Genomic DNA, 21,981 nt, shown 5'->3' on the forward strand with positions numbered 1-21,981 from the left:
ATGGCCCAGTCAGCACTTGAGGTTCTTCAGGAAGTTTTTGGTTATGACAGTTTTCGTGGTTCTCAGCACGAGATTATCGAGACCCTGATCCAGGGCGGTGATGCCCTGGTCCTGATGCCTACCGGTGGCGGCAAGTCCTTGTGCTATCAGATCCCCGCCTTGGTGCGCCCCGGCACTGGCGTGGTTGTCTCTCCACTGATTGCGCTGATGCAGGATCAGGTGGATGCGCTCACTGAACTCGGTGTGAATGCCGCCTATCTGAATTCCACCCAGGATTGGCAGACTGCCCGTGAGGTCGAGCGCGAGTTCCTGACCGGGCAGCTGGATCTATTGTATGTGGCGCCAGAGCGCCTGCTCACCGATCGTTGTTTGGACTTGCTGGCTCGGGGCCAGGTTTCCCTGTTTGCCATTGATGAGGCCCACTGCGTGTCCCAGTGGGGGCACGACTTTCGCCCCGAGTACCTGGGACTGGATTTGCTGGCCCAGCGTTGGCCTGGCGTGCCGCGCGTTGCCTTGACCGCGACGGCTACCCAGTTGACACGGGTGGAGATTGCCCAGCGCCTGAAGCTGGAACAGGCACGGCATTTTGTCGCCAGTTTTGATCGCCCCAATATCTGTTATCGCATCATTGAAAAAAACGAGGTGCGCAAACAGCTTTTAAGCTTTATCCAGGAAGAGCACGCAGGAGACGCAGGCATTGTGTACTGTCTGTCGCGCTCACGGGTGGAAGATACGGCGGAATTTCTGTGTAAAAACGGTATCCATGCCTTGCCCTATCATGCCGGGCTGGATGCGCAGCAACGGGCTATCAACCAGGCTCGCTTTCTGCGTGAGGAAGGGGTCGTCATGGTGGCGACCATTGCATTCGGGATGGGTGTCAATAAACCCGATGTGCGCTTCGTGGCCCATATTGATCTGCCCAAATCGGTGGAAGGGTATTACCAGGAAACCGGGCGGGCAGGGCGCGATGGGGAAGCGGCAACCGCCTGGCTGGCGTATGGCCTGCAAGACGTGGTGCAACTGCATCGCATGATCAACCAGTCACAGGGCGATGCAGCCCACCGCCGCCAGCAAGGGCAGGCGCTCGATGCCATGCTCGGTCTGTGCGAAACCATTTCCTGCCGCCGCCAGCGCTTACTGGCTTATTTTGATCAGCACATCGAGCCTTGCGGCAATTGCGACACATGCCTGGAAGCGCCGCAGGCCTGGGACGGCACCGTGGCGGCTCAGAAAATGTTGTCCACGATCTACAGGCTGTGGCGCGAGCGAGGTCAGCGTTTCGGCGCAGGGCATTTGATCGATATTTTGCTGGGCAAGCTGACCGATCGGGTCAAGGAGCACGAGCATGACAAGCTGACGGTCTTCGGGGTGGGCAAAGACCTGACCGATCAGGCCTGGCGAGGCGTGTTGCGTCAGCTGCTGGCCCACAGTCTGGTCACGGTTGATCCGGAAGGTTATGGCACTTTGCTGCTGACCGAAGCCAGCCGCGAGGTGCTCAAGGGGGAACGCACCCTGATGCTGCGGCGCGAAACCGTAACACGGGGACCGGCGGCGCATCGAGTCAAGGGCCAGGCACCTGCCGGTCCGGCGCTGGACCCGGATCAACAAAGGCGTTTCGAGGCTTTGCGTACCTGGCGGGCTGCCATCGCGCGCGAGCATGGGGTGCCGGCTTACGTTATTTTCCACGATGCGACCTTGCGAGAGGTGGCGATCCGCTGCCCAGGCTCAGAAGCTGATCTGGAGCCGATTACAGGCATCGGGGTGCGCAAAAGAGAGGCCTATGGCGAGGCCTTGCTGCGCTGCGTCCAAGAGTTCCAAACGCAGTAAAATTTGTTAATCGCGCAAAGTTTGGTTGCATGTTCCTGCCCCAAAATCTGCCGTGCGATGATAAAACCACTATTCGCTCAATCCGCTATATGTAGTAGAATGGCGGCAATATCACACTATATATGGTGTGCATCACATGACGCTGGCGGCTGCAAAAGCCGCGTCTTGCGTCACTCACCATCGATTTCCGAGACTGAAATGCAATCAACCGAACAGTTAATGGTCACCAAGCGAGATGGCCGTACCGAACCTATTAACCTCGACAAGATTCACCGGGTGGTTGATTGGGCCGCTGAAGGTTTGAACAATGTGTCAGTCTCTCAAGTGGAACTACGTTCCCATATCCAGTTCTACAATGGTATTCGCACCAGCGATATCCACGAAACCATCATCAAGTCGGCTGCGGATCTGATTTCTGAAGAAACGCCCGACTATCAGTACCTGGCTGCGCGCCTGGCGATCTTTCACCTGCGCAAGATCGCTTTTGGCCAGTTCGAGCCACCAAGCCTGTTTGATCACGTCACCCTTCAAACCAAGGAAGGTCGCTACGATCCGCATCTGCTGCAAGATTACACGCGTGCCGAATTCGACGAGCTGGACGCTCATCTGGATCACTGGCGTGACATGAATTTCTCGTACGGTGCCGTCAAGCAACTGGAAGGCAAGTACCTGATCCAGAACCGCGTGACCAAGCGCATCTACGAAAGCCCCCAGTTTCTTTACATGCTGGTGGCCATGTGCCTGTTTGCCCGCTATCCCGCTGAAACCCGCCTGAGCTATATCAAGCGTTTTTACGATGCGGTATCGCAGTTCAAAATTTCCCTGCCCACGCCCATTATGGCGGGGGTGCGCACCCCCACCCGTCAGTTCAGCTCCTGCGTGCTGATCGAGTGTGATGACAGTCTGGACAGCATCAATGCCACGACCAGCGCCATTGTGCGCTACGTTTCCCAGCGTGCCGGCATTGGTATCAACGGCGGCCGCATTCGTGCCGTAGGCAGTGAGATTCGGGGGGGCGAAGCCCAGCACACGGGCTGCCTGCCTTTCTTCAAAATGTTCCAGGCTGCCGTGAAGTCCTGCTCGCAGGGCGGCGTGCGTGGTGGCGCGGCAACCTTGTTCTACCCCATGTGGCACCTGGAAGTGGAAACCCTGCTGGTCCTGAAGAACAACCGGGGTGTGGAAGAAAATCGCATCCGCCATCTGGATTACGGCGTGCAGATCAACCGTCTGCTGTATCAGCGCCTGATCAAGGGCAGCCACATTACGCTGTTCTCGCCTCATGATGTTCCCGGGCTGTATGACGCCTTTTTTGCCGATCAGGACGAGTTCGAGCGTCTGTACGAAAAGTACGAGCAGGACCCCGCCATCCGTAAGCGCAGTTTACCGGCCATCGAGTTGTTCTCCCTGCTGATGCAAGAGCGGGCCAGCACCGGCCGCATCTACATTCAGAACGTAGACCACTGCAATACCCACAGCCCGTTCCAGGCAGATCGCGCACCGGTGCGCCAGTCCAACCTGTGCATGGAAATCGCGCTGCCGACCAAGCCCTTGAACGATCTGAACGATCCCGAGGGTGAGATCGCGCTGTGTACCCTGTCTGCGTTTAACCTGGGCGCCCTGGAGTCGCTGGACGAGCTCGATGGTCTGTCCGAGCTGATCGTGCGCGCGCTCGATGCGCTGCTGGACTACCAGGATTACCCGGTCAAGGCAGCCCTCAATGCGACCAACAAGCGCCGCTCCCTGGGAGTTGGCGTGATCAACTACGCTTACTACCTGGCCAAGAACGGGACCCGCTATTCTGATCCCGCCGCGCTGGGTCTGACCCATCGCACTTTCGAAGCCATCCAGTACTACCTGTTGAAGGCTTCGGTACAGTTGTCGCGTGAGTATGGTCCTTGCGCGGCCTTTGATGAAACGACGTACGCCGCCGGTTTGCTGCCAACCGATACCTACAAGAAAGATGTGGATGGTATCTGCAACGAGCCGCTGCACTTGGATTGGGAAGCCTTGCGTGCGGACATCGTCAAGCATGGCCTGCGCAACTCGACCCTGACCGCCTTGATGCCGTCGGAAACTTCCAGCCAGATTGCCAATGCCACCAACGGTATTGAGCCTCCACGTGGTCTGGTCTCGGTCAAGCAGTCCAAGGACGGGATCTTGCGCCAGGTCGTGCCCGAGTTTGAAAAATATAAGGATCAGTATGAGTTGCTGTGGCAAATGCCCGGTAACGAGGACTATCTGAAGTTGGTTGGCGTGATGCAGAAGTTTGTCGACCAGTCGATCTCTGCGAACACCAACTATGACCCACAGCGGTTCGAGGGTGGCCGTGTGCCGATGAAGCAACTGCTCAAGGACTTGCTGCTGGCCTACAAATATGGTGTGAAGACCTTGTACTACCACAACACGCGCGACGGTGCCGATGATTCGCATGGCGAAGTCGAGGACGACGGTTGCGCAGGTGGTGCGTGCAAGATCTAAGCAAGGGTAAAGAGCATCATGACTACCTATAGTACTTTTTCTAAAACGGATAACGATCAGCTCAAGGAACCCATGTTCTTTGGGCAGCCGGTGAACGTGGCTCGCTACGACCAGCAAAAGTATCCGATTTTTGAAAAGCTGATTGAGAAACAGCTGTCCTTCTTCTGGCGTCCAGAGGAAGTGGACATCACTCAGGACCGGATCGACTACCAGAACCTGCCCGACCACGAAAAGCACATTTTCATCAGCAATCTGAAGTACCAGACCTTGCTGGACTCCATCCAGGGCCGCAGCCCCAACGTGGCGTTTCTGCCGCTGGTCTCGATTCCTGAACTGGAAACCTGGATTGAAACCTGGGCTTTTTCCGAGACCATCCACTCGCGCTCGTACACGCACATCATTCGCAATATTGCCAATGACCCGTCTGTTATTTTTGATGACATCGTGCGCAACGAGAACATTCAGCTGCGTGCCGCCGATATTTCCTCGTATTACGACGATTTGATCAGCGACACCATGCTGTATGCCCAGTTGGGTGAGGGTGAACACCAGATCAACGGTCAAACCCGCAAGCTGAGCGTTTACGAGCTGAAGAAGAAGCTGTATCTGTGCATGATGAGCGTCAATATTCTTGAGGCCATCCGTTTTTACGTCAGCTTTGCCTGCTCATTTGCTTTTGCCGAGCGCAAGCTGATGGAAGGCAATGCCAAGATCATTCGTCTGATTGCGCGTGATGAAGCGCTGCACCTGACAGGTACACAGCACATCATCAATATCATGCGTTCGGGCAGTGATGATCCTGAGTTTGCGCAGATCGCCCGTGAGCTGGAGCCAGTTTGCTTTGCCATGTTCAAGGATGCGGCCGAGCAAGAGAAGCAGTGGGCGGACTATCTGTTTCGCGACGGCTCCATGATTGGCCTGAACAAGGATATTTTGGGGCAGTACGTGGAGTACATCACCAATATCCGCATGGGTGCAGTGGGCCTGAAGCCTGCGTTTGAGTCCGTCAAGCACAACCCCATTCCATGGATCAACACCTGGCTGTCCTCGGACACCGTGCAGGTGGCACCTCAAGAGGTGGAATTGAGCTCGTACCTGGTCGGCCAGATCGATTCGGCCGTGTCGGCTGGCGATTTCGACGGTATCGAGTTATGAGTCAAGTCCGGACAACTGATCATGACTTTCAGTTGCGGGACGGCGAAACTTTGTTGGAAGGTTTGGAACGAACCGGCCATCAGGTTGAGTACCAATGCAGGAGCGGCTATTGCGGCTCCTGCCGTATTCCTCTTGTGTATGGAAAGGTTGCTTATAAAGAGCAGCCCTTGGCGTATGTCGGCCCAGGCGAGGTTCTGCCGTGTTGTTGCACGGTACTTGAACCGATCATGGTCGACTGTCAGCGCATTGCCCGGGTTGAGGAGGAACCAGAAGATCAGTTCGGTTTTACCGGGCTGAATCCCTGATTCCACTGTCTCCCTTTAGCTGGCCAAGCGCTTTTCTTCCAGCTTTTCCCAACGCTCAAATAACTGCTCCAGGTCAGTGTTGAGCTGATCCAGTTGCTGGTTGATCTCGTCGGCTCGGGCAGAGCCATCTTTATACAGATCCGGTGCGCTCAGTTGCTCCGCTAGTTCGGCTTGCTGGCTTTCTATAGCCGCAATCTTCTCGGGCAAAGCTTCCAGTTCCTTTTCTTCCCATGGAGCCAGACGGCCAGGCTTGTTAGCCTTGTTGTTGCGCTCAGCAGCAGGCTTTTCTGCAGCGACGGGAGTTGACGTGCTGGCTGCCGGTGTTTCGGCTTTGGCTTGCGGACGTTGTGCCAGCCACTCATCGTAACCACCCACATACTCGCCCCAATGGCCGTCGCCTTCGGCCGCAATCACCTGGGTGACCACGTTGTCCAGAAAGGTACGGTCGTGGCTGACCAGCAGCACGGTGCCCGTGTAATCCTGAATCAGGTCTTCCAGCAGCTCCAGGGTTTCGATATCCAGATCGTTGGTCGGTTCGTCCAGTACTAATACATTAGTAGGCTGGGCAAACATGCGGGCCAAAGCCAGGCGGGCGCGCTCGCCACCGGACAGGCTGCGCACGGGGGAGTGCGCGCGGGCAGCCGGGAACAGGAAATCTTCCAGATAGCTCATGATGTGCTTGCGCTGATTGCCGATTTCCACCCATTCACTGCCTGGGCTGATGGTATCGGCCAGCGTGGCATTTTCGTCCAGGTTGCTGCGCATCTGATCGAAATAGCCGATATTGAGCTTGGTGCCGTGGCGCACGGTGCCCGAATTGGGCTCTTGCAGCCCCAGCATGATGCGTAGCAAGGTGGTTTTTCCCGCGCCATTGTGGCCGATCAGGCCTATGCGGTCACCGCGCATCAGTACGGTCGAGAAGTTCTTGATCAGGATGCGGTCATCGTAGCCGTGTGTGACGTCCTGCAACTCGGCAACCAGCTTGCCCGAGCGCTGGCCTTCAGATATGGCGAACTTGACGTCTCCCGAGCGCTCACGTCGCTCGGCCCGGTCGCGACGCAGTTGTTCCAGGCGTCGTACCCGGCCTTCGTCGCGGGTGCGGCGTGCTTGCACACCTTTGCGTATCCAGACTTCTTCCTGAGCCAGAAATTTGTCGAACTTGGCATTTTGTTGCTTTTCTGCTTCCAGGTACTCGCCCTTGCGTTCCTGCCATTGGCTGAAGTTACCGGGAAAGCTAAACAGCTTGCCACGATCCAGTTCGACAATACGTGTCGCCACCACGTCCAGAAAACGACGATCGTGGGTAATGATGACGGCGCTGCCGCGAAAGTCCAGCAGCAGTTGTTCCAGCCAAAGAATGCCGTCAAAGTCCAGATGGTTGGTGGGTTCGTCCAGCAAGAGCAGATCGGGTTCATTGACCAAAGCATTGGCCAGGGCCACGCGTTTGCGCTGCCCGCCCGACAGGCTGCCGGCGAGCGCATCCGGGTTCAAGCCCAGCTTGTCGATCAGGGCGTTGACACGCGCCGGGCGTTGCCAGTCCTCGGTTTCGGTGAAATCGCCGCACAGTAAATCGTAAATGCTGAGAGTGGGGTCCAGCTCGGGCTCTTGCTCGACTGTTGCCACTATCAAACCGCCCAGGCGTTTGACTTGCCCATCATCGGGAGCCTGACGTTGGTCCAGAATTTTCAACAGCGATGATTTGCCAGCACCATTGCGTCCGATCAGGCCGATACGTTCGTTGCTTTGAATGACCAGATCGGCGTGGTCCAGCAAAGCATGGTGGCCGAATGCCAGCTGGGCATCGGTCAGGGAAATCAGATTGGTGGACATAAGACTCCAGATAAAACAGCGCGTCCTGCGAATTTCTCTATTGTCGCAGGTTACAATGCATCTGTGAGGCAGGCTGGGCAGTCGCGGTGCGCAAGCATCGAGGAAGGTCCGGACTCCATAGAGCAGGGTAGCGGCTAACAGCCGTCCGGCAAGTGTGGCGCCACGCCAGATGAGCCGAGGAACAGGGCCACAGAGACGAGACCACAGCAAGGGCTTGCGCAAGCAGGCACAGATACGGCGACTTCCGTGTTTTCTTGCACTCCGGTGCAAAGTGCTGTGGGGTGAAACGCGGTAACCTCTACCCGGAGCAATACCAAATAGGCATACGCAGGCTTTTAGCCCGAGAGGCGGCTCGTCTCAGTATGCGGGTAGGTAGCTAGAACCGGCCAGCAATGGTCGGTCCAGAGGAATGATTGCCGGCCAGTGGAATCCCGCTGGCATACAGAATCCGGCCTATAGGCCTGTCTCACACTTCTTACGGCCTGCGCTGCCAATTGCTCCGATTTCGCACATTTGAAAGCAATTGTTAAGGACGATGAATCCTTGGCAAGAGTCGCTCGTGCGCGTTTTTATAACAATTCACTTTTAATGCGCCCTGCAATTTCTTGATTTCACTCAGTATTTTTTTTTAGCCACTTCTTGGATAGTGCGCTAAGTGCTTGTTGTGATTGAAAAAATTGCAACCACTGCCTTGACCGCAAAGGCTTTCCCCCGTAGAGTGGGGAAAAGTAGGAAATAGTGTAAAAAAGTGGGGGGAAAAAGTGTTCCAAGGCAGCAGCGCACTCACACTGGATGCAAAGGGGCGGATGTCTATTCCGACCCGGCACCGTGACGCGCTTTTGCAGCAGGAACAAGGCCGCTTGACCCTCACTCGCCATCCCGACGGCTGTTTGCTGGTGTATCCGCGCAGTGTGTGGGAAGAAAAGCGCGAACAGATTGCCCGCTTTCCCATGAGTGCCCGTTTCTTGCAACGCCTGCTGCTGGGCAGTGCTCAGGACGTTGATCTGGACTCCGCTGGTCGGATATTGATCGCTTCCGAACTGCGCGCGGCAGTTGGTCTGGAGCGCGACGCCATGTTGCTGGGTATGGCCACCCATTTTGAGTTGTGGAATGCGCAGGAACTGGAACGCCGACAGGCCCAGGATCTGGCAGAGAACTCCACAGACGTATTCGACACTTTTTCTTTCTGAGTAAGTCATGACGCTGGTACATCGATCCGTGCTGCTGGAGCCTACGGTGGCGGCCCTCGTGGATCCGTCCTTTGAGGCTCGGCGCTGGGCGCAGAACCCCACACTGCACGGGCAGGTCGATGGTGTGTACGTAGATTGCACGTTTGGTCGGGGTGGGCACAGCCGCTTGTTGCTGTCGCACCTAAGTCCTCAGGGGCGCCTGATTGTGATCGACAAGGACCCGCAGGCCATTGCCGTGGCCCAGGAGCTGGCCGCACAAGATAGCCGCGTGACGGTGGTGCATAGTGGTTTTGGTGATCTGGCCCAAGCGCTGGATGAACTGGATGCAGGTCCATTGCAGGGCGTCATGATGGATCTGGGCATTTCATCGCCTCAGATCGATGACGCGCAACGAGGTTTTTCTTTCATGCGTGAAGGTCCTTTGGACATGCGCATGGATACCAGCGGCGGTTTGACCGCTGAACAGTGGCTGGCCGACGTCAGCGTGGAAGATTTAAAGGAGGTCATTGCAGAATATGGCGAAGAACGGTTTGCTTTCCAGATTGCAAAGGCGATTGTTGATCGCCGCCAATCCCGCCCGCTACATACAACGCGTGATCTCGCCGAGCTCGTCGCCGGTGTCGTCCGCACGCGCGAAAAGGGTCAACATCCGGCAACCAGGACCTTCCAGGCTATACGGATTTACCTCAATCGTGAGCTCGAAGAGCTCGCGCACGCGCTTCCGTCAATTCTGAGTCGATTGGCGACGGGTGGCAGGCTTGCGGTGATTGCATTTCATTCGCTGGAGGACCGTATGGTCAAACAGTTCATGAACGCGGCTGCGCGCCCTGCGCAGGAACAGTCACGTCTACCCATTCTTGAAAAAGACTTGCCCCAACCGTTGGTGCAGTCGCTGGGCAGAATCCTGCCCACGGATGAGGAGTCCAGCGACAATCCCCGAGCCCGCTCGGCGGTACTACGCGTGGTGCAACGCACCGCTACCCCCATTCCCCAGGACTGGATGCGCAGCGCCAGTGATCGTCTGCTGCAACAGGCCGCCTACCGCCGTCAGCCTGCTGGCAAGCGAGGCCGCCGATGATGCGCCTGGTCATCACCCTTTCTTTGGTGTTGATGCTGTCGGCCATCTCCCTGGTGACGGCGCGCTATCAGGCGCGCGAGCTGTTCGTGCAAACCGATCGTTTGGTCACCAAGGCCCGTGAGCTCGATACGGATTGGCGTCGCTTGCAACTGGAGCGTGCCGAACTGGCGCGTAACGCCAGGGTGGATGACATCGGCCGCAACGAGCTGGGTCTGGTGCTTAGCTCCCCGGAGCGTACGCTTTACTTGCAAGGCGGTGAGTTGAGTTCGAATCAGGCGCAGCCCGGGGGGCGCCCATGAGACGATTCGGCTATCACGACAATCCCGTCCTGAGCGTGCAGATTCCGTTCTGGCGCTCACGTTTGGTGCTGGTTCTTTTATTTCTGGGCTTTGGGGCATTGATCGTCAAAGCCCTGTACTTACAGGGCCTGTCCACCGAATTTTTGCAGCAGCAGGGTGAGCGCCGTTATGAGCGCACCCAGGTGCTGCCGCCCATGCGTGGCAAGGTTTTTGATCGTAGCGGGTCTGTTGTGCTGGCCTCCAGTGTGCCGGTCAAGGCTATTTGGGCCATTCCCGATGATGCCCGCAATGCCAAGCCCGAGCAGATCGGTCAACTGGCCAAGCTGTTGGGTATGGGCCAGTCCGATATCGAGCGCCGTTTGTCTGTTGAGGACCGCAATTTCGTCTATATCAAGCGGCAAGTGGACGTGGACGTTGCCGCCCAGATTGCGGAACTGAAAATACCGGGCATCCACCAGCAGGAAGAAATGCGGCGCTTCTATCCCGAAGGGGATGTGATGGCGCACATTGTGGGCTTTACCAATATTGAGGACCAAGGCATTGAAGGTATTGAGCTGGCCTTCAACTCCGCCTTGTCGGGCACACCGGGTTCGCGCCGTGTGATTCGGGATCGTCTGGGTCGTGTCGTCGAAGACGTTCGCGCCATCATTCCGCCTACTCACGGCCAGGACCTGCATTTGTCGATTGATGCCGGCCTGCAGTTTGATGCCTACACCGCACTGAAAAAAGGGATGGAGGACGTCAAGGCCAATGCCGCGGCTGCCGTGGTCATGGACGTCAAAACCGGGGAAATTCTGGCCCTGGTGAATCTGCCTACCTACAACCCCAACGACAGGGATGACCGCAAGGGTCCGGCCCTGCGTAACCGTGCCCTGACTGACACCTTTGAGCCCGGCTCGATCATGAAGCCGTTCACCGTCGCCTTGGCGCTGGACATCAACCGCATCACGACCTCCACCCAGTTCAATACAGGCAATGGCCAGTATCGGTATCAGGGCAGCGTGATCAGCGACGTCAGCCGCAATAACGGCATGCTGGATGCGGCCGGCATTTTGCGTCGTTCCAGCAATATTGGCATGACCATGATTTCCGAGCGGCTTACCTCGCAGGAAATGTGGAACAAGTTTACCGAGCTGGGCTTTGGCCGTTCTCCTCAGGCCGATTTTCCGGGCATTGCCAGTGGGCGGCTGCGTCCCTGGGAGCGCTGGCGTCCGATTGAACGCGCCACCATGTCGTATGGCTATGGCCTGTCTGTTTCCCTGCTGCAGATTGCCCACGCCTACACGGCGTTTGCGCGTAATGGCGACATGGTCTCCATGACTTTGCTCAAGCGTGAAGGCAAACCGGCCAGTGTTCAGGTCTACACCCCCAAAGTCGCTGCGGAAGTGCGTGCCATGCTGGAGGCCGCGGCCGGCCCGGCAGGCGCCCGTCTGGCTCAGGTTCAGGGGTATCGCGTAGCCGGCAAGAGCGGTACAGCGCGCAAGATTGTGGACGGACGCTACAGCAAGTCCTTGTATCGCGGCTCTTTTGTCGGTTTTGCGCCTGTCTCCGATCCTCGTATTGTCGTGGCCGTCACCATTGACGAGCCCCATAGTTCCAACTACTACGGCGGGCGTATTGCCGCGCCTGTTTTTTCAGAAATTGTGGCCCGGAGCTTGCGACGCCTAGGTGTCCAGCCTGATGCGCCCATAGATTCGCTGGTGGCTGTTGGCCCCGGTACGGAGAATGTACGATGAACGCCGCAGCAATATTGGAGTGGCTGGCGCAGCATGTCGCGCCCACGGCCAATCTGTGTTTGGATTCCCGCCAGATCAAGGCGGGTGACGCGTTTTTTGCCTGCCGTGGCTACCATGGGGATGGTCGTGAATATGAAGTTCAGGCTGTGCAGCAGGGGGCCGTCGCCATTGTGCGCGAGCAGGGCGATCAGACTGTCGATCCTGGCGTGCCTGTGTTGCAGGTCCCCAACCTGAGCGCCTTGCTCGGTGAAGTGGCCCACCAATGGTGGGGACGTCCTTCCGAGGCCATGACTGTGGTGGCTGTGACCGGCACCAATGGCAAAACATCGACCGTGCAGTGGGTGGCTTCCGCCCTGAATCACTCTCAAGTGCCTTGCGGCACCATTGGTACGTTGGGCGTGACCTTGCCCGATGGCTCCAATCTGGGGGGTGTCCTGACTACTCCGGATGTATTGACCGTGCACCGTAGCCTGGCCGCTATTCGTGCCCAAGGCGGCAATGCCGTTGCGCTGGAAGCTTCGTCCATCGGTCTGGAGCAGGGTCGTCTGGATGGTGTCCGTATTGATATTGCCGGGTTTACCAACCTGACCCACGATCATCTGGACTATCACCACAGCATGGAAGCCTACAAGCAGGCCAAATTGCGTCTGTTCAGCTGGCCCGGTTTGCGCAGCGCTGTGGTAAATGCTGATGATGCAATGGGCCGTGAGTTGATGCAGGCCGGTCTGGCTGCGCGTGTGATTTCTTACTCCATGAGCCAGCCCGATGTGGATTTGCTGGCACAGGACGTGCATACCGGTGCTGATGGCCAGGTATTCAATCTGGTCACTGCTCATGGCACCGCCCAGATTCTCACCCATCTGCTCGGTGAGCATAACGTGGCCAACCTCTTGCTGGTGGCCGGTGTGCTGCAGGAAGTGGGTTGGCCTGTGTCCAAGATCGCTCGCATCATGGACAAGCTGGAGTCGGTTCCCGGCCGCTTGCAGATCGTGACACCCAAGAGCACGGCGGGTCGTTCGCCCTTGCCGCTGGTTGTGGTGGACTATGCCCACACGGCCGATGCCTTGGAGCGCGCCCTGCAAGCCCTGCGCGACGTCGCCCGTGTGCGCGGCGGCAAGCTGATTTGTGTCTTTGGTTGTGGCGGTAATCGCGACACCACTAAGCGTCCCATCATGGGCGAGGTGGCGGCCCGTCTGGCCGACAGCGTGCTGGTGACCACAGACAACCCCCGTTTTGAAGACCCCGCCGAGATCATTCGCCAGATTGTGGCCGGCATGCCAGAGGCGCCAGCGGTACAAATGGATCGCGCCCGTGCCATTCTGTCCTCCATCTGGGCGGCCAGCCCGGAAGATATCGTATTGCTGGCCGGCAAAGGCCATGAAACCTATCAGGAAGTACAAGGCGAGCGCTCGGTGTTTGATGACACTGACTGGGCGAAAGCCGCCTTGCTGTGGTTGCGTGGCGTACGCTTGAGCACGGATTCGCGCAGCCTGAGCAAAGGCGAGGTGTTTCTGGCCCTGAGTGGTGAGCAGTTTGATGGTCACCGCTATCTGGAAAAAGCCAAGGAGCAGGGTGCCGTTGCGGCGATTGTGGCGCAGCGTGATCCTGGTGTGGACCTGCCGCAAATTGTGCTGGGCGATACCCGTCGTGCCTTGATGAGTCTGGCCACCGAGTGGCGTTCGCGTTTTGACATTCCCATGATCGGCGTGACCGGCAGCAATGGCAAGACAACGACCAAGGAAATGATTGCTGCGATTTTGCGTGCCTGGCTGGGCGAGTCGGAAAGCCTGGCCACCCGCGGCAACCTGAATAATGATCTGGGCGTTCCCCTGTCCATCCTGCGCCTGAGTGCCGAGCATAAAGCCGCGGTGCTTGAAATGGGCATGAACCACCCCGGTGAGATCGCCGTGCTGGCCGCGATGGTACGGCCCACGATCGCTCTGATTAATAATGCCCAGCGCGAACACCAGGAGTTCATGCACAGCGTGGAAGCGGTGGCGCGTGAAAATGGCGCTGTCATTGATGCGCTGCCTCAGGATGGTGCCTTGGTCATTCCGGATGACGATGCGTTTAGCGCCATGTGGGCTGAACGGGCAGGGGCGCGCGCTGTATTGCGTTTTGGTCTCAGCGGCCAGGAAACCGTTTTTGCGGCGGACATGTTCGTCGAACCTGCTCAAACCCGCTTTGTGCTGCACGTGGCCGGCCAGTCTACGGCCCTGACCCTGCACAGCCCTGGTATTCATAATCTGCGTAATGCCTTGGCCGCAGCGGCATGTGCACATGCCGCCGGTGCTCCCTTGACTGCGATTGTGCAAGGCTTGGAGAGCTTCCGTCCTGTAACGGGCCGCATGCAGCCCAAGCAACTGTCCTCCGGTTATCAACTGATTGACGATACCTACAACGCCAACCCGGATTCGGTACGTGCCGCGATTGATGTGCTGGCCCAACTGAAAGGACGCAAGGTGCTGGTGCTGGGCAATATGGCCGAGATCGGTGACAACAGCTCCGAACTGCATGCCGAAGTGGGTGCCTATGCCAAAGAGCGGGGCATGGATGAGTTGCTGACCCTGGGAGGCGATGCGAGTCATGCCGCCCAAGCCTTTGGCGCGCGTGCGCATCAGTTCGAAACTCTGGAAGACATGGTGTCTTACCTGCTGGCCCTGGAGCCGTCCCATGTGCTGATCAAGGGGTCGCGCAGCGCCCGTATGGAGCGCGTGGTGGCTGCGCTGGAGAGCCACTTCTCCCGTAACGAGGGGGCTACCCATGCTTCTTGAACTGGCACGCTGGCTCTCGGACGATCATATTCGCGCCTTCGCGGTGTTTGAGTACATCACCCTGCGTGCTATTTTGGCCAGCGCAACCGCCCTGGCCATTGGCTTGTTGGCGGGTCCCTGGGTTATTCGCAAGCTGACTGAGCTGAAAATTGGTCAGGCTGTGCGTGCCTATGGCCCCGAGTCGCATTTGCAAAAGAACGGCACCCCCACCATGGGCGGTGTGCTCATTCTCATTTCCATCGGTATCAGTACCCTGTTGTGGGCAGACTGGACCAATCGTTTTGTATGGGTCGTTTTGCTGGTGACCTTTGGTTTTGGCTGGATTGGCTGGGCAGACGACTACAAGAAAGTGGTGAACCGTGACCCCGAGGGCATGTCCTCTCGGCAAAAGTTTTTCTGGCAAGCCTTGATCGGCATGATCGCGGCTGTGTACCTGAGCTTTGCCGTGTCCGTGCCCGCCAATACCGAATTGTGGCCTTTGTTCAAAGAATGGGTCTTGAGCGGTTTCACCATGTCCCTGCCAGCTCAGGCTGACCTGATCGTGCCCTTTTTCAAGTCTGTGAGTTACCCGCTGGGTGTGCTCGGTTTTGTGGTCTTGACCTGGGCGGTGATTGTGGGCTCGAGCAACGCTGTCAATCTGACCGATGGTCTGGATGGGCTGGCCATCATGCCCACCGTGCTGGTGGGTTCCGCCCTGGGTATTTTTGCCTACGTTGTCGGTCGGGTGGACTACTCCAAATATCTGTTGTTTCCCTATATACCCGGCGCGGGCGAACTGCTGGTGATCTGCGCGGCCATCGCTGGTGCAGGTCTGGCTTTTCTGTGGTTCAACGCCTATCCCGCGCAAGTGTTCATGGGTGACGTAGGGGCACTGGCCCTGGGCGGAGCGCTGGGCACGATTGCCGTGATCGTACGCCAGGAAATTGTGCTGTTCATTATGGGTGGCGTGTTTGTGGTCGAAACCTTGTCGGTCATGCTGCAGGTGACCTGGTTCAAATACACCAAGAAGCGCTACGGGCAGGGAAGGCGAATATTCCGGATGGCACCGCTGCATCATCACTTTGAAGTCAGCGGTTGGAAAGAAACCCAGGTGGTGGTCCGCTTCTGGATCATCACCATGATGCTGGTCATGATTGGTCTGTCTACATTGAAATTGCGATGAATGCCCTGAGTTTTCCTTCGATCCGCAAAGACGGTCTCATGCTTATCCTCGGGTTAGGCGAGACCGGCTTTGCTGCGGCTCGCTGGTGCTTGGCCCAGGGAGCCGGTATCCGTTTGGCGGATACGCGTGAAACGGTGCAGGGTCTGGACACGCTCCAGGCGCTGAGCCGCGAACCGCTGGATGTGCGTCTGGGCACGCAGGCCTTGCAAACCGAAAGCCTGAAGGATGTACACACGCTGGTGCTCAGTCCCGGTCTGTCGCCGCTGGAGCCCACCCTGGCCGCCTTTTTGGCTCAGGCTCGGGAGCGTGGCATCGAGATCATCGGCGAGATCGAGCTGTTTGCTCGGGCCTTGAAGGACCTGGCCGATCAAGGGCAGGAAAGCCGCGTGCTCGCCGTGACCGGCACCAACGGTAAAACCACCGTTACAGCCATGACACGCCACTTGCTGGAGCAAGCCGGTATCTCTGCGCGGGCCGTGGGCAATATCAGCCCTGCTGCCTTGACTGCCTTGTGCGATGCTCTGGAAAGTCAGGCTTTGCCCCAAGTGTGGGTGCTTGAGTTGTCCAGCTTCCAGCTCGATAGCACGTTCAGTCTGCGGGCCGATGCGGCGGTCGTGTTGAATATTTCCCAGGATCACCTGGATTGGCATGGCGGCATGGACGCCTACGTTCAGTCCAAACAGCGTTTGTATGGCATGTGCGATGTGGCTCTGGTCAACCGTGACGATCCTGTCGTCATGGCGATGATTTCCGATGCCAGTCAAGAATCCGTGCGCAGCTTTGGGCTGGACAAGCCCGTGTTGCTGGGTGATCTGGGCTTGCAGACCGATGGTGGCATGCAATGGCTGGTGGCCAACGAGCCTACCGATTTTGAGCTGCCCGCCACCGGCCTGAAAAAACGTCACGCAGCCGCGGCAGGAACTGTTCGTGGCAAAGGGGGCCTGAAGCGGCTGATGCCGGTTGAGGCCTTGCAGATCAAGGGTCGTCATAACGCCTTGAATGCACAAGCCGCCCTTTTGCTGGCCCGCTGCCTGGGGCTGGGTTGGGCCGAGCTGCTCAATGGCCTGCGCACCTATCAAGGCGAACCTCATCGCGTGGAGCTGGTACGTGTGCTCGATGGCGTTCAGTATCTGGACGACAGCAAAGGCACGAATGTGGGCGCTACTGTTGCTGCCCTGCGTGGCTTTGATCAGCGTGTCTGGCTGATTGCGGGAGGTTTGGGCAAGGGGCAGGACTTTGAACCTTTGGCGATGGCCGCCAAGCATAGCGTGGCAGAGGTGTTCTTGATCGGCCAGGATGCCAGATTGATCGCTGCTGTTTTGCAGGCCCACGATATTCCTCATCGTTTTTGCGAGGGCTTGGAAGCGGCCGTGCAGGCTGCCGCCGGGCAAGCGCGTTCGGGTGATGTGGTGTTGCTGTCGCCTGCCTGCGCCAGCATGGATATGTTCAAGAGCTATCACCATCGTGGTCTGTGCTTTGTGGCGGCAGTCACTGAAATGGCTCTGGATAGAGGAGAGCTGGCATGAGTCTGTTTGCTGAGCTGACCTCGGGTGTCAATGCCGTTCGCCCTGGACGTACGGCATTACCCGTGTTTGATCGCCCCTTGTTGGCGGCCACGCTGATGCTGACCCTGTTCGGGCTGCTGATGGTGTACTCGGCCTCGATCGCTCTGGCAGACGGACCACGCTATGAAAGCTACGGCCGCTACTATTTTGTCATTCGCCACGCTCTGTTCATTGTGGTTGGGGTGGTGCTGGCCATGTTCACGGCCACCGTACCCATGCGGGTCTGGCAGAAGCTGGCCGTCCCCCTGTTTGCATTTTCCATTTTTCTTTTGCTGGTGGTTCTGATTCCCGGCATTGGTCGTGAGGTGAACGGGGCGCGCCGTTGGTTGCCCCTGGGCATCATCAACTTCCAGCCCTCGGAACTGATGAAGGTAGCCATGGTGCTGTACGCCGCCGATTACACGGTGCGCAAGCAGCAGCATTTGCAAACCTTTGTGCGGGGCTTTTTGCCTATGGCTGTGGCCTTGGGCCTGGTGGGGGTTCTGTTGCTGATGGAGCCCGATCTGGGCGCCTTCATGGTGATTGTGGCCATTGCCGTGGGCATTTTGTTTATCGGCGGAATCAATGGCAAGTTGTTCTCGGCGTTGCTGGGCATACTGGTCAGCAGTTTTCTTTTGCTGATCTGGCTCTCTCCCTGGCGTCGGGAGCGGCTTTTCGTTTATCTGGACCCCTGGAATCCTGATAACGCCTATGGCAGTGCTTATCAGCTGTCGCATTCGCTCATTGCGCTGGGTCGTGGCGAATGGTTTGGGGTGGGCCTGGGTTCCAGCGTGGAAAAGCTGCATTACCTGCCTGAAGCGCATACCGACTTTATCGTTGCCGTGATAGGCGAGGAACTGGGTTTTGTGGGTGTTTCCGCCCTGATCCTGACCTTTGGCTTTCTGGTCTGGCGCAGCTTCAATATCGGCCGCCAGGCCAGTGCAATGGATCGTCTTTTTAGCGGCATCGTTGCCCAAGGCGTGGCTTTGTGGTTTGGCGTGCAGGCTTTCATCAACATTGGCGTGGTGCTGGGTCTGTTGCCGACCAAAGGGCTGACCTTGCCTTTGGTCAGTTATGGCGGCTCGGGGATTGTGATGAATCTGATGGCCTTTGCCTTGTTGCTGCGGGTGGATTTTGAGAACCGGCAAATGATGCGAGGTAAGCGCACATGAGCACGCCAACCATTCTGATCATGGCAGGCGGCACGGGCGGGCATATCATGCCTGGTCTGGCCGTGGCACAGGCCATGCAGCAGCGCGGCTGGAACGTGCTGTGGCTGGGGCATCCAGAGCGTATGGAAGGTAGCCTGGTTCCTCAGCATGGGATTAAAATGCTGCCTCTGCGATTTTCCGGATTACGAGGCAAAGGCGTGAAAGCGTTGCTCTCCTTACCCTTTACCTTGCTCAGTGCCTGCTGGCAGGCGCATCGCTGTCTGCAGCAAGCCAAACCGGATGTCGTGCTGGGCATGGGCGGCTATGTCGCCTTTCCGGGGGGGCTGATGTCCTTTGTGTCGCGTCGCCCGCTGGTGGTGCATGAGCAAAATGCGGTGGCGGGAACGGCCAACCGCTATCTGGCCAAAATGGCGACCCGCGTGCTGACCGGTTTTCCCGGCGCCTTGCCCGGTGCGGTGACAGTCGGCAACCCGGTGCGGGACGCCTTCGTGGGTCAAGGCCCTGCCGCTGAACGCTATGCCAAACGTAGCGGTCCCTTGCGCCTGTTGGTGGTGGGTGGCAGCCTGGGGGCCGCCGCGCTGAACCAGGTGGTACCCGAGGCCTTGGCCTTGATCCCGCCCGAGCAGCGTCCGCAGATCACGCATCAGTCCGGCCAGCAGCATCTGGACAGCTTGCAACAACGCTATGCACAGCATCAGGTGCAGGCCGAGTGCACTGCCTTTATTGGTGACATGGCGCAGGCCATGAAAGAGGCTGATGTGCTGATTTGCCGAGCTGGCGCCATGACGGTGGCCGAAGTTGCCGCCATCGGGGTGGCCGCCCTGTTTGTGCCGCTACCTCATGCCATTGACGACCACCAGACAGCCAACGCCCGTTATCTGAGCGACTGTTCGGGCGCGTGGCTCAAGAAACAATCGGAGTTGACGGCCCAGTGGCTTGCACAGTGGTTGCAAGGGCTGGATCGTGAAGAGTTAAGTCGTGTGGCCAGCCACGCGCAAGAACATGCACAGTTGAATGCCACGCAGCAAATTGCCGAAGCATGTCAGCAGGCGGCAAGGAGGGTGAGATGAAACACCGCATTCAACGTATTCATTTTGTAGGGATTGGCGGTTCGGGCATGAGCGGCATTGCCGAGGTCATGCTGAACCTGGGCTTTGCCATCAGTGGGTCCGATATTCAGGAAACGGCGGTCACTCGTCGCCTGGAGCAGCTTGGCGCCCGTATTGTTATCGGCCACAAGGCGGAAAACGTCGCCGGCATGGGCGCGATCGTCACATCGACCGCGATTGCCGGCGATAACCCCGAAGTGCTGGCTGCTCGTGCTGCGCGCATTCCTGTCGTGCCTCGCGCCCTGATGCTGGCTGAACTGATGCGCCTGAAGCGCGGCATTGCGGTGGCCGGTACTCACGGCAAGACCACCACCACCAGTCTGGTGGCCAGTTTGCTGGGGGCCGCCGATCTGGACCCGACTTTTGTGATTGGCGGACGCCTGAATTCAGCCGGTGCCAACGCCCGACTCGGGCAGGGCGATTACATCGTGGTGGAAGCCGACGAATCCGACGCTTCGTTCCTGAACCTGTTGCCGGTGATGGCCATCATCACCAATATCGACGTGGACCATATGGATACCTATGGTCATGATGTGGCCCGACTGAAAAGCGCCTTTATCGATTTCACACACCGTCTGCCGTTCTACGGTAGTGCCATCGTCTGTAACGACGATGCCAATGTACGCGAAATCATTCCTTTTGTATCGCGCCCTGTCACCACGTATGGCATTGATACGGAGGCTCAGGTACGTGCAGTCAACATTGAAAGCCGTGGTACCACCATGTGTTTTGATGTGCAGCGCAAGGGGGCGAGCGGCGACCTTCCCTTGTTGTCCGTGTGCCTGAACCTGCCCGGAAAACACAATGTACTCAATGCCTTGGCGGCTATCGCCGTGGCCACGGAACTGGGCGTGAGCGACGAGGTCATTGCCCGCGGTCTGAAAGAGTTTACCGGTGTGGGCCGTCGTTTCTCCCTGGTGGGCGACTTCCCGGTTCCCCAGTCGCAAGGCGGCGGCACGTTTACCGTTGTTGACGATTATGGTCACCATCCTGTCGAAATGGCTGCTACCTTGGCGGCCGCACGGGGTGCTTGGCCAGATCGCCGGATCGTGTTGGCGTTCCAGCCGCACCGCTATACGCGTACCCGTGATTGCTTTGAAGATTTCGTGCAGGTGCTCAGCCAGGCCGATGCGGTTCTTCTCGGAGAAGTGTATCCCGCTGGCGAGGCCCCCCTTGTGGCCGCCGATGGCCGAGCCTTGAGTCGCGCAGTGCGTGTGCTCGGCAAGGTCGAACCCATTTTCGTGGCCGAAATCAGCGATATGGCACAAGCCGTACTGGACTTTGTCCGTGACGGCGATGTGGTGTTGGTAATGGGTGCAGGGTCCATCAGCCGGATTCCTGCTCAACTGGGAGAAATGGCATGACTGCGGATTTTGGTCGGGTCGGCGTGTTGTACGGCGGCAAGTCCGCCGAACGGGAAGTGTCCTTGATGTCCGGTCAAGGTGTGCATGAAGCCCTGCGTAGCATGGGTGTGGACGCGCATTTGTTCGATATGGGCGAGAAAGGATTGACCGAACTGGCGCAGGCTGGCTTTGATCGTGTGTTTATCGCTTTGCATGGTCGTTACGGCGAAGATGGCACGTTGCAGGGAGCCTTGGAATGGTTGGGCATCCCTTACACCGGCAGCGGTGTGATGGCCTCCAGCCTGGCCATGGACAAGATCATGACCAAGCATGTGTGGCAGCACCTGGGTCTGCCAACCCCCGGCTTTGCGCAGCTGGATCATGTCAGCCAGGTTGCTGGGGCAGTGGAGCGTCTGGGCGTACCGCTGATCATGAAGCCGCCCCACGAAGGTTCTACGGTCGGTGTCGTGCGTGTGGACCGTGCCGATCAGGCGGTCGCCGCCTTTGAAACCGCCATGCATTACGACACGGTTGTGCTGGCTGAGCAATTCATTCGTGGTCGCGAGCTGACGGTGCCCATTATCGGCCAGGGTGAGCAGGCACGCGCCTTGCCCGTCATCGATATTGTGGCGCCCCAGGGTAACTACGACTTCGAGCACAAGTACTACTCGGACGAAACCCAATACTTCTGCCCGGCGGATTTGTCGCCTGAATTGACGGCCCACATCCAGGATTTGTCGGTCCGCGCCTTTAATGCGCTGGGCTGTGAAGGCTGGGGCCGTGCCGATTTTATGCTGGACGAGCAAAATCGTCCCTGGTTGCTGGAGATGAACACCTCTCCTGGCATGACCAGCCACTCGCTGGTGCCGATGGCAGCCAAAGCGGAGGGCATCAGCTATGCCCAGTTGTGCGTGAACATTTTGGCAACAGCCCGCTGCAAAGTGCAGGCTATTGCCCGCAGCCTATAGAACGGGGAGCC

Annotated in this window: 16 protein-coding genes and 1 other RNA gene; 16 read left to right on the forward strand and 1 reads right to left on the reverse strand. The window is 58.1% G+C overall.

What is annotated here, in order from left to right:
* The 4 genes from recQ to yfaE all read left to right on the forward strand — a co-directional run bounded on the left by recQ (position 1) and on the right by yfaE (position 5,765).
* A complete protein-coding gene (gene recQ / locus VF694_RS06000) occupies positions 1-1,827 on the forward strand; it encodes a DNA helicase RecQ (RefSeq protein WP_440163916.1) in 1,827 nt (608 codons plus the stop codon).
* 198 nt (positions 1,828-2,025) lie between these two features.
* Entirely contained in the window at positions 2,026-4,305 is a 2,280-nt protein-coding gene (gene nrdA / locus VF694_RS06005; RefSeq protein ID WP_003803571.1) for a class 1a ribonucleoside-diphosphate reductase subunit alpha, read from the forward strand.
* An 18-nt stretch (positions 4,306-4,323) separates the two neighbouring features.
* A complete protein-coding gene (nrdB, locus tag VF694_RS06010; RefSeq protein ID WP_003803570.1) occupies positions 4,324-5,460 on the forward strand; it encodes a class Ia ribonucleoside-diphosphate reductase subunit beta in 1,137 nt (378 codons plus the stop codon).
* Complete coding sequence (gene yfaE / locus VF694_RS06015; protein WP_003803568.1) at positions 5,457-5,765, forward strand: class I ribonucleotide reductase maintenance protein YfaE; 309 nt, start codon at positions 5,457-5,459, stop codon at positions 5,763-5,765. Before nrdB ends, yfaE begins: the two co-directional genes overlap by 4 nt.
* Positions 5,766-5,780: 15 nt before the next feature.
* Here the strand turns inward: yfaE and VF694_RS06020 are convergent, their stop codons facing one another.
* A complete protein-coding gene (locus tag VF694_RS06020) occupies positions 5,781-7,595 on the reverse strand; it encodes an ATP-binding cassette domain-containing protein (RefSeq protein WP_440163918.1) in 1,815 nt (604 codons plus the stop codon).
* A gap of 65 nt (positions 7,596-7,660) precedes the next feature.
* On the opposite strand from VF694_RS06020, the gene rnpB reads away from it, so the two are divergent.
* From rnpB to VF694_RS06080, 12 genes are all read left to right on the forward strand, one after another.
* Positions 7,661-8,067, forward strand: an RNA gene (gene rnpB, locus VF694_RS06025) — RNase P RNA component class A.
* A gap of 289 nt (positions 8,068-8,356) precedes the next feature.
* Entirely contained in the window at positions 8,357-8,785 is a 429-nt protein-coding gene (gene mraZ, locus VF694_RS06030; protein WP_440163919.1) for a division/cell wall cluster transcriptional repressor MraZ, read from the forward strand.
* 7 nt (positions 8,786-8,792) lie between these two features.
* Complete coding sequence (gene rsmH, locus VF694_RS06035; RefSeq protein ID WP_003803562.1) at positions 8,793-9,863, forward strand: 16S rRNA (cytosine(1402)-N(4))-methyltransferase RsmH; 1,071 nt, start codon at positions 8,793-8,795, stop codon at positions 9,861-9,863.
* A complete protein-coding gene (gene ftsL, locus VF694_RS06040) occupies positions 9,860-10,162 on the forward strand; it encodes a cell division protein FtsL (protein ID WP_003803561.1) in 303 nt (100 codons plus the stop codon). Before rsmH ends, ftsL begins: the two co-directional genes overlap by 4 nt.
* A complete protein-coding gene (locus VF694_RS06045; protein WP_003803558.1) occupies positions 10,159-11,898 on the forward strand; it encodes a peptidoglycan D,D-transpeptidase FtsI family protein in 1,740 nt (579 codons plus the stop codon). Before ftsL ends, VF694_RS06045 begins: the two co-directional genes overlap by 4 nt.
* A complete protein-coding gene (gene murF / locus VF694_RS06050; RefSeq protein WP_003803557.1) occupies positions 11,895-14,672 on the forward strand; it encodes a bifunctional UDP-N-acetylmuramoyl-L-alanyl-D-glutamate--2,6-diaminopimelate ligase MurE/UDP-N-acetylmuramoyl-tripeptide--D-alanyl-D-alanine ligase MurF in 2,778 nt (925 codons plus the stop codon). Before VF694_RS06045 ends, murF begins: the two co-directional genes overlap by 4 nt.
* The gene (mraY, locus tag VF694_RS06055; RefSeq protein WP_003803555.1) at positions 14,662-15,834 is read left to right on the forward strand and encodes a phospho-N-acetylmuramoyl-pentapeptide-transferase; all 1,173 of its coding nucleotides are present in this window, start codon (positions 14,662-14,664) and stop codon (positions 15,832-15,834) included. Before murF ends, mraY begins: the two co-directional genes overlap by 11 nt.
* Positions 15,831-17,360: a UDP-N-acetylmuramoyl-L-alanine--D-glutamate ligase gene (gene murD, locus VF694_RS06060; protein ID WP_003803553.1), complete on the forward strand. Its 1,530-nt coding sequence runs from the start codon at positions 15,831-15,833 to the stop codon at positions 17,358-17,360. Before mraY ends, murD begins: the two co-directional genes overlap by 4 nt.
* Positions 17,357-18,550, forward strand: a complete 1,194-nt coding sequence (ftsW, locus tag VF694_RS06065) for a putative lipid II flippase FtsW (protein WP_003803551.1) — start codon at positions 17,357-17,359, stop codon at positions 18,548-18,550. The genes murD and ftsW overlap by 4 nt, the downstream gene beginning before the upstream one ends.
* Positions 18,547-19,620 (forward strand): undecaprenyldiphospho-muramoylpentapeptide beta-N-acetylglucosaminyltransferase, encoded by a 1,074-nt coding sequence (gene murG / locus VF694_RS06070; protein WP_003803549.1) that lies wholly within the window; start codon positions 18,547-18,549, stop codon positions 19,618-19,620. Before ftsW ends, murG begins: the two co-directional genes overlap by 4 nt.
* On the forward strand, positions 19,617-21,023 hold the full coding sequence (gene murC, locus VF694_RS06075; RefSeq protein ID WP_003803547.1) for a UDP-N-acetylmuramate--L-alanine ligase: 1,407 nt from the start codon (positions 19,617-19,619) through the stop codon (positions 21,021-21,023). The genes murG and murC overlap by 4 nt, the downstream gene beginning before the upstream one ends.
* Positions 21,020-21,970: a D-alanine--D-alanine ligase gene (locus VF694_RS06080; protein WP_003803545.1), complete on the forward strand. Its 951-nt coding sequence runs from the start codon at positions 21,020-21,022 to the stop codon at positions 21,968-21,970. The genes murC and VF694_RS06080 overlap by 4 nt, the downstream gene beginning before the upstream one ends.
* The last annotated feature ends 11 nt before the right edge of the window (positions 21,971-21,981 follow it).

This window comes from Alcaligenes sp. Lyrl_28 (genome assembly GCF_051948705.1).
Taxonomy (GTDB): domain Bacteria; phylum Pseudomonadota; class Gammaproteobacteria; order Burkholderiales; family Burkholderiaceae_B; genus Alcaligenes; species Alcaligenes ammonioxydans.